Annotated in this window: 13 protein-coding genes; 4 read left to right on the forward strand and 9 right to left on the reverse strand. The window is 36.7% G+C overall.

The features are described 5' to 3' along the window. Nucleotides 1-7: 7 nt before the first annotated feature. The 6 genes from NKG37_RS03390 to gnd form a co-directional block, all read right to left on the reverse strand. Nucleotides 8-1,000: a D-isomer specific 2-hydroxyacid dehydrogenase family protein gene (locus NKG37_RS03390; RefSeq protein WP_169189735.1), complete on the reverse strand. Its 993-nt coding sequence runs from the start codon at nucleotides 998-1,000 to the stop codon at nucleotides 8-10. 72 nt (nucleotides 1,001-1,072) lie between these two features. Continuing rightward, nucleotides 1,073-1,567, reverse strand: a complete 495-nt coding sequence (locus tag NKG37_RS03395; protein WP_169189283.1) for a PTS sugar transporter subunit IIB — start codon at nucleotides 1,565-1,567, stop codon at nucleotides 1,073-1,075. A 27-nt stretch (nucleotides 1,568-1,594) separates the two neighbouring features. Next, nucleotides 1,595-2,008: a PTS sugar transporter subunit IIA gene (locus tag NKG37_RS03400; protein WP_169189284.1), complete on the reverse strand. Its 414-nt coding sequence runs from the start codon at nucleotides 2,006-2,008 to the stop codon at nucleotides 1,595-1,597. A gap of 287 nt (nucleotides 2,009-2,295) precedes the next feature. Beyond that, nucleotides 2,296-3,165: a PTS system mannose/fructose/sorbose family transporter subunit IID gene (locus tag NKG37_RS03405; RefSeq protein WP_169189285.1), complete on the reverse strand. Its 870-nt coding sequence runs from the start codon at nucleotides 3,163-3,165 to the stop codon at nucleotides 2,296-2,298. Nucleotides 3,166-3,190: 25 nt separating this feature from the next. Further along, complete coding sequence (locus NKG37_RS03410) at nucleotides 3,191-3,958, reverse strand: PTS sugar transporter subunit IIC (protein WP_169189286.1); 768 nt, start codon at nucleotides 3,956-3,958, stop codon at nucleotides 3,191-3,193. Nucleotides 3,959-4,067: 109 nt separating this feature from the next. Next, nucleotides 4,068-4,964, reverse strand: coding sequence for a phosphogluconate dehydrogenase (NAD(+)-dependent, decarboxylating) (gene gnd, locus NKG37_RS03415; RefSeq protein WP_169189287.1), 897 nt, complete (start codon nucleotides 4,962-4,964; stop codon nucleotides 4,068-4,070). A gap of 447 nt (nucleotides 4,965-5,411) precedes the next feature. Between gnd and NKG37_RS03420 the strand changes: the two genes are divergently transcribed. Together NKG37_RS03420 and NKG37_RS03425 are read left to right on the forward strand one after the other, a co-directional pair. Next, nucleotides 5,412-5,858: a helix-turn-helix domain-containing protein gene (locus tag NKG37_RS03420; protein WP_169189288.1), complete on the forward strand. Its 447-nt coding sequence runs from the start codon at nucleotides 5,412-5,414 to the stop codon at nucleotides 5,856-5,858. Between the two features lie 86 nt (nucleotides 5,859-5,944). After that, nucleotides 5,945-6,148, forward strand: coding sequence for a DUF1731 domain-containing protein (locus NKG37_RS03425; protein ID WP_169189289.1), 204 nt, complete (start codon nucleotides 5,945-5,947; stop codon nucleotides 6,146-6,148). Nucleotides 6,149-6,462: 314 nt separating this feature from the next. Here the strand turns inward: NKG37_RS03425 and NKG37_RS03430 are convergent, their stop codons facing one another. Then, a complete protein-coding gene (locus NKG37_RS03430; protein WP_101729515.1) occupies nucleotides 6,463-6,957 on the reverse strand; it encodes a competence protein ComK in 495 nt (164 codons plus the stop codon). A 27-nt stretch (nucleotides 6,958-6,984) separates the two neighbouring features. Continuing rightward, the gene (locus NKG37_RS03435; protein ID WP_016205095.1) at nucleotides 6,985-7,224 is read right to left on the reverse strand and encodes a helix-turn-helix domain-containing protein; all 240 of its coding nucleotides are present in this window, start codon (nucleotides 7,222-7,224) and stop codon (nucleotides 6,985-6,987) included. Nucleotides 7,225-7,629: 405 nt separating this feature from the next. Here NKG37_RS03435 and NKG37_RS03440 point away from each other — a divergent pair, with 405 nt between their 5' ends. Beyond that, nucleotides 7,630-8,922 (forward strand): globin-coupled sensor protein, encoded by a 1,293-nt coding sequence (locus NKG37_RS03440; protein WP_254415797.1) that lies wholly within the window; start codon nucleotides 7,630-7,632, stop codon nucleotides 8,920-8,922. Between the two features lie 174 nt (nucleotides 8,923-9,096). On the opposite strand, the gene NKG37_RS03445 is transcribed toward NKG37_RS03440, so the two are convergent. Further along, nucleotides 9,097-10,413: an ISLre2 family transposase gene (locus NKG37_RS03445; protein ID WP_254414822.1), complete on the reverse strand. Its 1,317-nt coding sequence runs from the start codon at nucleotides 10,411-10,413 to the stop codon at nucleotides 9,097-9,099. 395 nt (nucleotides 10,414-10,808) lie between these two features. Between NKG37_RS03445 and NKG37_RS03450 the strand changes: the two genes are divergently transcribed. Next, nucleotides 10,809-11,996, forward strand: a complete 1,188-nt coding sequence (locus NKG37_RS03450; protein ID WP_254414795.1) for an IS4 family transposase — start codon at nucleotides 10,809-10,811, stop codon at nucleotides 11,994-11,996. The last annotated feature ends 119 nt before the right edge of the window (nucleotides 11,997-12,115 follow it).

Here is a 12,115-nt window from a genome sequence, read left to right on the forward strand (position 1 = left end):
AGACAGTTTATCCCAGAAACAACTCTACATTTACCACATTGTCAGGTTTCTCTTTTTTAATACTTCTTTCTATGTCTGAAACTACTTTCTCTCCCATGCCTCTTAAGCATTCCATTGTATAAGCAGAAGTGTGTGGCGTTACAAGAACATTTTCATATTGGAAAAATGGATGAGTTTTATCAACTGGTTCTCCTTCTAAAACATCTGTTGCTAGCCCAGCAATTTTTCCACTCTCCAATGCTCGCAATACAGCATTTTGCTCCCATAATTCTCCTCGTGCAGTATTAGTGATATATACGCCTTCTTTCATTAAAGAAAATTCACTGTCAGTCAGCAGATGATAGCTTCCCTCATTAACAAAAGCATTTAACGAAATAATATCGGACTGTACTAATAATTCTTCTAAAGTAACACTTTCTGCACCTTTTTGTCTCAACTGTTCTTTTGTTTGATAGGGATCATATGCTAGTAATCTACCATTAAATCCATTCTTTAAAATCTCACCCACTCTACTTCCTATATTGCCTAATCCAATCACACCAACTGTTTTACCATTGATTTGGTGTCCAATAAACTGAGCCCGATCGGTCCAACGCCCTTCTCTTGCCGCGGTTGCTGCTGGATATGTTTTTCTCACTACTGCTAAGAGATTAGTCACTGCATTTTCAGCTACTGCATCTCTTTCTACTAATGCCGATACAATTGTCACAATCGTTCCTTTTTCTGTTGCAGCTTCGATATCAATGTTGTTATAACCAATTCCGTGACGTGAAATAATTAGTGTTTCGTCTTTTTGGTCAAAGAATTCCCTTGTAAAAAAGGGAGTGACGCTAGATATGATAATATTAAAGCCATACAATTTTTCTGCTAGTACTTTTCCAGAAGTATTTACAGGGAATGTAAATCTTTTTACCTCTCCAATTTTTTCAAGACGTTCTATTTGATCAGGGAATTTTTCTCCAAAGCTACTTGAATTTACAATTGCGATTTTATTTCCCATTGCTTTTGTTCCTTTCCACTTATATTGTTTACTACTGAACATACTTAGATGGAATGATATTAATCCTGAGAACTATTTTTTAATTGTTTTTAATCCATCAATCAACGAAACTTTTTTACTATCTGGAACAGTCTGGAAAAACACTTCGATTCCTTTTGCGTCTATTGCTTTTAAATTTTCAGCATCAGTATTAGTTAGAGCAACAGTTGGGATAACAAATTGAGCATTCCCTTTTTTTGAAACTCCGCCTACATTTAGTCTAGTAACAGGCAGGCCACTTTCAATGACTTCTTTCACACTAGCAATATGTTTAAATAGAAGGACAACAGTATCGTTTCCAAATTGATCGCTATTCCATTTTTCAACTACTTCTTGATTACTGTATACCTGAATCTTTAATCCAGAAGAAGAGTTTGTATTTATATAAATATCTTTCATAAATTCATCAGATGCTGTTTCATTATCAATAACATAAAGGGCATTCGTACCCAAACCTTTCGACCATTTTGTCATTACTTGCCCATGAATTAAGCGATCATCTACCCTTACTAAATTGATTTTCCCCATACTGGCCTCCCTTTCAACGATAAAGATTTATTTCTTTAAGAAACTCCGATTCAAATGATGGATCCCACTAGCACCTGTTCCTTGAACTGTTTCTATTAAATTTTTTGTTTCTTCTACTGTTTGGTAGAAAGTTAATAATTCAATTAACATCGGCATATTGATCCCTGTTAATATGTGTAAATCGTACTTGCATAATAAAGACAATGATACGTTAGAAGGACTGCCCCCCAATAAATCTACTAATAAAATTGTTTCTAAACCGTTTTTTTCGTTCTCTTCCACAATCTCATTTGCTTTTTCCCGCAGGGCATCCACTGATTCACCTGGTCTAAGTGCTAATGCACGCAAATTATTCTGTGGACCCATAATCATTTCAGCACTTTTAATGATCTCGATGCCGAACTCACCATGTGTAATAACCAAAATTGCCCGATTTGCCATACTCCTGCTCCTTTATTTTTTGGATAACCTAATGAAGCTATAAAGGGAAACTTCCATCAGTGAGGTTTTCCTTCCTCCCCCACAGATGGTTAGTTTAACCAATCGAACCTTTACAGACAGTTGATCCCCCACCTATCTTCCTCGTATTCTTATAAGCTTGAGGAGGCATCTTACTTTCCGGTAAGAGTGGGATAAAAGTTATTAAGTTACCCATTTTGTATTGTTAATTATGTTTTTATACTCCATTTAGAATTTATTAACCCTTAAACATCCTATAAATAGCAATCTTATAAGACTTTGATTGTCCCAAGTACAATTAATGTACCGGTTAGCCATAATAAACCTTTTGTAATATTAAAGCCCTTCTTATCAAAATATAAGTAAACGCCTAATACGGTTAATAATGGCAATAAGCCAGGTAAAATCGAGTCTAGTATGTCCTGCAGGACGAATTGCTTTTCCGATAGAGTAAAAGATAACGAGCTACTTACTTTTACATAGGATCCTGCCAATATCCCCATCATAAACAATCCAAGAACAGATAAAGCGTCAATCATGGTTTTAATCCGGCTGCCGGCTAAAATCTCTTTTGCAGCATTTCGGCCTAAACCGTAGCCCATTCTGACGAAATAGTAGCCATAAAGAAATGTTACAAGCGTGAAGCCAAGGAACGGAAACAATGCACCAAGTGGGCTACCTGCCATTGCCCATGGCAAAGCGATTGCTATAAAGATATATTGAACAGTACCTGAATCAATCGCATCTCCAATACCAGCTAGAGCACCCATCAATCCTACTTTTGTATTGTTAATCATGTCTGGGCTAGGCGCTTCTTCTTCTTTTCCTTCCGCAAGCGCTTTTGCACGAGATTCCTCAAGAGAGGCTGTAATCCCAGTCAACGTACCTCCACCCCAAATTGCTTGCGTGTTAAAGAATAATAAGTGTCTTTGATACGCCTCGCTTAGATCTTTTTTATCTTTATATAATTTTTTTAATATTGGTGTCATCCCGAATAAAAAGGAAGGAGCTACCATTCTGTCAAATGTATGGGGGATTTCATTTGCCCACCACCATCTTGACCAAGCCTTAAGCAAATCCTTTTTAGTAATAGGATCTGGATAACTCACTGGACTTTGTTTCTTTTCTTCCGTATTCATCTATTAACCCACCTTTTTAAATTTCTTAAGCTGATTCCTTTCTTCGCGTGAATAATACATAGAGACCAGCAAGAATAGCACCGAAAATAGCATAAGTAACAGTGTTAATTTGTAAGTCTTTTAAAGCAACACTCATGAAGTATGCAAGGAAGAAGAATAAAAGCAATTCCTTCTTGCCGATTACATGCATAATAACGGCAATTCCAAGAGCTGCAAGACCTCCACCAACTACTTCAAGCACGTGGATAATTGGACCGTCACTAATAGAATTTACAAAATCAGCGACAACAGGAGCTCCATAATAAAGAGCAACAAACACTAATGGGACATAAAGAATGAAACTTATGACGATAGGTATAATGATGACGGACGTAAATATTCCTCTGTCATTTACATCTGCTGCATACTTATCTAATACACGTAATGCAAACGTATTCAAAAAGAAGCGGAATTGATAAGCATAACTGCCTAATATCCCAACTGGAACTGCGATAGCTACTGCTTTTTCTGGTGTAAAATCACCTAATACTGCCACTGTTACAGCAATGGCTGCGGCAATAGCAGGTTCACTCGGTAATGCTCCTCCTGGTGCTACTGCTCCCATATAAACCAATTGAATTGCAGCCGTAATAATCATTGCTTCTGTTATATGTCCTGTAACAATTCCAACAACTAACCCCGTCATTAACGGGCTAAAGCGCAATGTTAAGGTTGCATACCCAATACCGCGGGACATAACGATTGCAACCCAAATGGCTATTATCAGTGCTTGACCAACGGATAGTGTTGCCATTTGTCTTATCACTCCCTTATGTTTTTAAAAATGTTAATAATTGCACAAACTACTACAAAGCTAACCTCCTTTCGAATAATAAAAATGAAATAATTATATTTAATATAAATTACTTCCTTATCACACTGTGCCCACCAAATTCATTACGGAGAGCAGCAACCACTTTCGCAGAAAAACTATCTTCTTCCAAAGATCGGTTTCTCATCATAAGCGACAAAGCAATAACGGGAACAGGAACTTCTAAATCTAACGCTGTTTCTACCGTCCATTTGGCCTCACCCGACGATGCCACCATTCCACGAATATTTTCGAGTCTAGCATCTTTTTTGAATGCGGATTCCATTAATTCCAAAAGCCAGCTACGAATTACGGAACCATTATTCCAGACTGTAGCTACTTTAGCTAAATCAAAATGATATTGACTTTGCTTTAGCACTTGGAATCCCTCTCCAATCGCTTGCATAAATCCATATTCAATTCCGTTATGAACCATTTTTAAGAAATGGCCACTACCAGATTCTCCTGCATATAAGTAACCATCTTGAATCGAAACACTTTTAAATATTGGATCCACACGTTCAAAAATTTCACGTTTGCCTCCAATCATTAAACATGCTCCTTCATTAGCGCCTGAAATGCCCCCAGATGTTCCAACATCTAAGAAATGCATTTTCTTTTCATCCGCTTGAGCTGCTCGGCGGACTGAGTCCTTATAATTCGCATTTCCACCATCAATCACAATGTCGTCCGCTTTCATTTTTTGAAACAGCTCGTCTATCACCAGTTCGCTAGATTTCCCTGCCGGTACCATTACCCATACCACTCTTGGAGACGGCATGCTTGTAAGCATTCGATCTATACTTTCCACAATATGTATACCGCTTTCTTTTGCACTAATTCTTGCCTCATTAGATTGGTCAAAACCATAGACAGAATGACCATTGTTTGCTAAGTTTAACGCAAGGTTGTATCCCATTTTTCCTAAACCAATCATTCCAATTTGCATTAAATCCACTCCTTGTTTTAAAACAATGCTTGTGTATTTTGAAAAAACTTTCGCTTCATTAAATTAAGTTAATAACTTTTCGGATGAGACTGTGTTTAGCAGCCAGAGTTTATTTTTAGGGATTGCTAGTCTACTAGATTTGGGAGGTAAGCTACCCCTTCTTTGAAGTGCGCACAAAAGCTTCTCGGCAACACCACGTAATAGAGTATTGTTTATTTTGAAAGTATAAGGGATCACCCAAATAACCAACTAATGACATTGGCTTGAAACAACTATGAACTTTTTTTGTTACTCTTTTTAATACTTTTTATGTAGCTTGACCTAACTGTTAGGTGCACCATCTATCCTTTATTAATTAAAATTATACACGTTTTTTCGAGTGAGTCAACTAAAAATAATCGAATTTTCGTATATTGTTACGTTTTTTCGTGTAAAGGGGGAAAAGAGTTGAAAAATATTGAAAACATAGGAGATCGCATTAAATTATTGAGGGAAAAACACGGATTATCGCAGGCAGCATTTGGAAAAAGAATTGGCGTTTCTTCTGGAAATGTTGGAGATTGGGAGAGTGATAAAAAAAAATCATTACCTGGTGCAAAAGCAATCTACGCAATTTCGAGGGAATTTGAAGTATCATCTGATTGGATACTTGGTGGAGAAGAATACATAGGGGACTCGGCACTGAGAAGCGGGAACATCCTTATAAAAGATGACAAGCCCGCAATTGGGACCAATAAACTAATGGAAACAACCTATGATTCAACTACCAATAAACTTCTAAGTTTATCTAAAGAAGCAAAAGAATTAATTGATATTTTTACTATTTTAAGTGAACGTGATGCAACCGAGCTATTAATGATTGCACGTATCAAAAGGGACCTTGATAAAAGCTAGAAGATGTTGTGGGGGCCCTTCTCTTTATCATCAATCATCCCACAATAGAAGGGCCAGTAAATTTCACCTCTCCACAACCAATAAAAATGAGTCAATTAGATCGCTGTATCAGCAATCATTTAAGACGCCCAAATTGGTTTTCTATTCCAGAACCATTATTGAAAATCGCACTTGGTGAAATGAGCCTATTAATTACGGAAGGTCAATATGTTACACCTACTGTTCTTCTTGAAAACGGATATATATTTCAGTATACAGACATGAAAGAAGCCATTAGAAGTTTATACTAGATGTACAGAGGGACGGTTCTCTTGCTTTCTTTTAACTATAAATAAAAAGAATGTCTATAGAAGAACCGCTCGGGCCCACTGAAAAAGTCTTTTTTTTTCGTGTGAAATGAAGAGCAAGCATATTTGAAAGTGAAAATAAGGTTGGTTTGGAGAGGCGTCCGCTCAACTCCTATGGGAGCTGCGAGAAAGTCCGAGACCCCGCAAGGAGGCTTGGCGCTCGCCCCATGGAAAGCGAGCGGACGCCTCGGAAAACAAATCCATCATCTTATGTTTAAAAAGTGGCTATTGTCCATCATCATTAACTAGCCAGTTTTTCAGTGCCCTCGAACCATCCCTCTGCTTCCCTCCATTGCCTTTCTTACTTTCCATGATTTTATGATTTGTGTTTCTAGAATATAAGGCGATACTTCTGTAAATACTTTTTCACTATTTTTAAAGAGGATAGCGCTTTTATATTTCTTATTGTGTTTGACTGGGTGTATATGATCAATATGCTCGGTGAATATCCATTGGCAGTGAAATTGACTTGGAGCATGGGTGGGAAATGCATAAATATTTCTAGCGGGGTTAATTGGCATTGGCAGTTTTTTCTGCATTCCTAGTTTATATGTAATGGAACGTCTTCTTCCATTATAATCAGAACCTCCAATTAATAGATTTTCCTTTATTATTTCAAAAGGAGTTTGTTTAACATAGACAGTCCGATCGATTTCTCTTACAACCGCATAATATTCTATCGCTTTAATCGGCATAATTATCATAGTGGTATCACTTGCAATATATTTATTTAGAATGATTCCTTCCTTCATCCTATACACTCCTTCTTTCTTACTCTTTTATTCCAGTTCCTCCGATTTTTCTTTAATTAGGACTGCATCCAATTGTAAATCAAGCGCTTCACAAATCTTGTATAATGTTTTCACTTTTGGTACCTTTTGTCCTCTTTCGATTTGGCCAAGATGATTTTGATTTAAGCCAGTCTCACTCGCAAGCCTAGATTGAGATAAATTCTTTTCTAACCTTCTCTTTTTCAATAGCCGATAATCAATACAACCTTTTTCCCCTCTTCCTATCAAAATTTTCACCTCCTTTAGAACTATTATGAAGGAGACTAGTTAGTTGTAGTACTTCTTGTAGGAAGGAATTTGTTAACATTTTGTTACTTTTTTAGGGATTAGATGTAAAAACTAAACCTTCGTTAAAAGACGATTAACCGCCCTCTCGCTTCCCAGAAAAATTACAGATAAAAAAAGATTCAATTTTTGGGACTCCTCCTATATAATTAGGTATATTTTACTACAAAAGAAAGGGATTACGTTTTAAGGCAGTAAATAAAATTAGAAAACAGCTCCCCTTTAGATAACTCAACAGGAATTTTTCAACATATGATAGCGGAATGGCTGTTCTCTTTTACAAAATGAAAAATACAATCACTGAAGGTAAATAGTTCATTTACCAAGGTTAAAAGTAGGAGAATGAATATGAAAAAGTTCTTTAAGAAAAAGCAATCTAGCTGGTTAGCAAAGACTACTGACATAGATGTTTCCATAAATAGCACCCATCCTAGCATTAAAGATAAAATTAACATGCTTAATCTTTCCGAGGAAGATTTAAAGATAATTAAAAGTCTACAGCCAATCGTGAAGGAAAATATTTCATTATTGGTAGATTCCTTTTATGAAAGAATTCTGCAAGTACCAGAACTTAATACAATAATAAACACACATAGTACACTTGATCGATTAAGAAATACGCTAAGTGGTCATATTGTCGAGCTCTTTAATGTGAAATTTGATTCTAGTTTCCTTGAAAAGCGACTTCAAGTAGCTAAAATCCATTTTCATTTTGGTTTGAAACCAGCATGGTATATGGGAGCTTTTCAAAGTATTACAGAATCACTAATCGATATTATCTATTCGTCCTTAAGTAATAAAAATGAAATACCTCCGATTATTAAGGCTATTACAAAAATTATTAGCCTAGAGCAACAAATAGTATTAGAGCAATACGAGAATGAAAATAGGCTGGCAAAAGAAGCACAGTACGAGGAAGTGAAACAAGATCTCAAAGGAAAAATTGTTGATATCAGTACTAGTTTAGTTGCACTTTCTCAACAAACTTCTGCTTCTGTAGAAACATTAATCCAAAATAGTGATGTGGTTAAGGATATTGTTAAGCAAAGCAGTGAAGAAACATTTAAAACACAAGAATTTGTTAAAGATGGACAAGTACAAATGAATACATTACACCATACCATCGAAAAGGTTGTAGAAGATACAGAACATATGGAAAAGATGGTTTCTAGCTTAGAGGAATCTTCTATAGAAATACTAAATGTTGTTCAAATCGTCAAAGAGATTGCAGACCAAACAAACCTTTTAGCATTAAACTCTGCCATTGAGGCAGCTAGAGCTGGCGAACATGGAAAAGGCTTTGCAGTAGTCTCTGACGAAGTAAGAAAACTAGCGATGCAAACAAAACAGGCTGTTGATACAATACATCAACTTATTTCTAATTCAAGCGATTATACAACACGTGTTACATCATCTCTACTAGAAGTTAAAACGGCTGTTCTCGATGGGAAATCAAAGGCTGAAAAAACGAATGAGACATTCCAACACATTTTATATTCTTCTGACCATAACGTCCATCAATCAAATGAAGTAAGTAGTCAGATGATTGAACTAACGGAGATAATAAAAGAAATAGGAGAAGCCACTTCGGGTGTAGCCGCTTCAGCTGAGCAGTTAAATGATGCCGCCAATAATGTTTGAACTATTGATAACCTTATAATATTTTTGGCAAGAGACTGGAATACTTATATCCCAGTGATTGAGTCAAGTTTTTGTGGGAGTTTTTTTAGCTCCCTTTTTTATAAAGTAAAACCTCTAAGTTTGTATCCGCTTTCCAATTGGTTTTGTTCTTCCAACTGTTGATTCTCTCATTTTTTAAAAACCTTTTAATCCCTGTAAGGCAAAGTGAACGGGTTTTCCAATCGCTTGATTTAAGTATGGCATGTTCTGACGCACGGTTTCTGTTACTAATTTTGTGGGTATTTTTCTTTTCGGTCGATGCTCTTTCTTTGATTTTTCCGTGGCTTTTTCCCATTTCCCATATATCGTTTGGATGGATAGGTCATCCTTCAATCCAATCCACAAGCGCGCCATGCTCATGACGCCTTTTTTGCTCCATGCTCTTCCATTTTTTAATCGTTTGGCTAATTGATTCATCATTGCTTCTGCACTTCCCATTGGACGATACGCTGTCGTGTCCACGCCTTTCTCCTGTAACCAACTACGGTAATCTTTTATGGTTTCCTGATGATGCGTTAAAAAGGCAAGGAAATGCTCTAGTTTTTCTTCTTTTTCTGGTGTATCCATTGTTCCTACTGCGCTATTCAACTCTAGAAGTAATGTTTCTACCTGGTAGTTTTTTAACGCTCTTTTCATGTAGCGGTATCGAGGATGGCTCTTCATTAGTTGCTTCATCGAACGAGCGACATGAAAACGGTCCATGGTGAAAAAGGCGCGTTCCCGAAAATACTCCCGACATGCCGTTATCCAGCCTGCTCCATCACCATTAATAATAAGCAAGGTTTGGGTAGGATCATACGCATAATTATTCTGTAAGAACGTTTCAAAGGCTTCCCAAAAGGGTTCTTTTCCTTCATAAAGAAAATGCCTTTTATTTCGGAGCCTGATTCGCTTTCCGTTTTCTTTCCATCCCTCGTGTACAGCGGCGAATTTCAACTCCCATCCACGCTTTTTCTTTTCTTGACTCTTCACATATAATCCATCTACTTCGACAAACAATACCTTTTGAAAAGGGCGTTTTTCCTTAGCGGGAAGTACGCTTGTTTGAAGAAGATGTTGCCGTAATGCTTCGTGGCTCATCGCCGAATAGCCTAAAAATTGTTCGAACGTTTCCACCGCCTTTCGATAGGAGGAGCCATTCGTCGCTAGTTCTAGCCCCCATTCTTCTAGTAGCGGACTAAATCCCTTATTCCCCTGAAACTGTAAATAGTGATCTAATAGACAAATATATTTTTTAGTCACACGATCAAAATAATAATTACGCTTCAGCTCCACAGCTCCAAACGCTGTATCTAATCGTATTTCTCGTTTATCACGTAAAGCAAATCTTCTTTTGTCTCGTTGCTTGGCAATCTCTTGATCCCAATTTTCTAACGTTTGAACAAGGATTTCTTGAAACGTCATTTGTAGTGTTCGAAATAAAGTTTTTTCCAATTCTTTTAATGATGGCATTTTTGTGTTACATTGATTCATGAGAGCCTCTCCTTTTCGTAGTGTTCAGTCAAACTCTACTTTACAAAAGGAAGCTCTCTTTTTTAATACTTAATTTTTTCCAGCTACCGCGCTTTCGCTTGGTGGCCTTTTTGTCTAGTTGGGGGACTCGTCCCAATGTCATAAACCTAAATTGTAAAAATATGTAAATATTAAAAAAGATTCATAAAATTGTTGTATAAAATTGAAAAAACCCCTTGACTTTTCAGAAACACCTCCATAATCAGCGTGAATACCAGTTCTTGGTATATCTCGTACGAAATGGGGTTTTTTTGTTGAAAAAAAGCAAGTTTTTAGAAGCGATTGAAGTATGTAGGGAGGTATTGTACGATTTCCATTTCATGTGCGATTCCCGCATGAAATCAACCTACTTTACACGTAAAGGAGGCAAATTGACTTTCCCAGAAACAATTTTGTTTGTGCTAAATCTAGTAACGAGAAGCTTGCAGATTGAGTTGAATGACTTTTTTGAGTTGATTAAAAAAGAAGGAGAAATTATAAGTAAACAGGGATTTTCACAAGCGCGAAAAAAAATAAAACCAGAAGCCTTCAAGACGTTATTTGACACCATTACGACGTGGTTTTATCAGACAAATAACTCCTTTAAATATAAGGGCTTCCGGTTATATGCGATTGATGCGTCTATCATAGAAATAGCCAATTCCCAAAGGCTAAGAGATACCTTCGGCGCATCAAAGGGCAATGGCAAGGAACTTGCCAGAGCCATGGTATCTACTATTTATGATATCGGAAATGATTTATTTGTAAAGGGGATAATCACAAAATGTACAGATAGCGAGCGCACAGTAGCGATAGAATTAATTGATAGTTTCCTAGAACTGCGTTCTAACCACGACCTTTTTCTTTTTGACCGTGGGTATCCATCTCAATATTTCTTTCACTATCTTTTGAAGAATAAAGTGAATTTTGTTGTTAGAACGCCAGTTAATTTTTACCGAGCCGCTATAAAAGAAGGGATCCCTGATCAGGTCATTGAACTCAAGTATAAAAGCAACGTCATGCGTTTGCGTGCGGTCCGTATCCCATTAGGCTCTGGAGAAGATGAATTACTTATAACGAATATATTAGATGAGTCTTTTGATATTCCGGCTTTTAAAGAGTTGTACTTTAAACGATGGTCAATCGAAACAAAATACGATGTCTTAAAAAACAAAATACAGATTGAAAGATTCTCAGGCGAAACAAAACAGACGATTGAACAAGAGTTTTATGCTGCTTTATTTTTAAGCAACATGGCTTCCCTACTAAAGCATGAGTCAGATGTGATCATCGCCGAGGATCAGAAGGATAAAGACTTAAAGCACAAATATAAAACTAACACCAATATTTTAATTGGCGCACTAAAAGATAAGCTCATTTGTTTAATCATTGAACCAAGTCAAAGGCGAAGAAAAAAGATGTATAAAGACCTACTGAACGAAGTTCAGCGAAATAGAGTCCCAATTAGACCTGGAAGGAAATTTAAACGTTCCAGAGGGCTAAATGCGAATAAACATGGATTTGGACAACGACCAGCTATCTAACAAAACGAACAAATAGGAAAATCAGGGAAATGCCAAAAAAATTAAATAGGCACTTCCCGGGCATCCTATTGGCTTTTTTAGTTATCAGAATATTATAAACATCAATTTTGGTTTACCAC

Origin of the sequence: Niallia sp. RD1, assembly GCF_024219955.1 — a bacterium.
Lineage (GTDB): Bacteria > Bacillota > Bacilli > Bacillales > Cytobacillaceae > Niallia > Niallia alba.

Bases quoted from the DNA above. Each gene is read 5' to 3' on its own strand.
- NKG37_RS03390 (WP_169189735.1), bottom strand. From the start codon at position 1,000: ATGGGAAATAAAATCGCAATTGTAAATTCAAGTAGCTTTGGAGAAAAA.
- NKG37_RS03395 (WP_169189283.1), bottom strand. From the start codon at position 1,567: ATGGGGAAAATCAATTTAGTAAGGGTAGATGATCGCTTAATTCATGGG.
- NKG37_RS03400 (WP_169189284.1), bottom strand. From the start codon at position 2,008: ATGGCAAATCGGGCAATTTTGGTTATTACACATGGTGAGTTCGGCATC.
- NKG37_RS03405 (WP_169189285.1), bottom strand. From the start codon at position 3,165: ATGAATACGGAAGAAAAGAAACAAAGTCCAGTGAGTTATCCAGATCCT.
- NKG37_RS03410 (WP_169189286.1), bottom strand. From the start codon at position 3,958: ATGGCAACACTATCCGTTGGTCAAGCACTGATAATAGCCATTTGGGTT.
- gnd (WP_169189287.1), bottom strand. From the start codon at position 4,964: ATGCAAATTGGAATGATTGGTTTAGGAAAAATGGGATACAACCTTGCG.
- NKG37_RS03425 (WP_169189289.1), top strand. From the start codon at position 5,945: ATGAGTCAATTAGATCGCTGTATCAGCAATCATTTAAGACGCCCAAAT.
- NKG37_RS03430 (WP_101729515.1), bottom strand. From the start codon at position 6,957: ATGAAGGAAGGAATCATTCTAAATAAATATATTGCAAGTGATACCACT.
- NKG37_RS03440 (WP_254415797.1), top strand. From the start codon at position 7,630: ATGAAAAAGTTCTTTAAGAAAAAGCAATCTAGCTGGTTAGCAAAGACT.
- NKG37_RS03445 (WP_254414822.1), bottom strand. From the start codon at position 10,413: ATGCCATCATTAAAAGAATTGGAAAAAACTTTATTTCGAACACTACAA.
- NKG37_RS03450 (WP_254414795.1), top strand. From the start codon at position 10,809: ATGAAATCAACCTACTTTACACGTAAAGGAGGCAAATTGACTTTCCCA.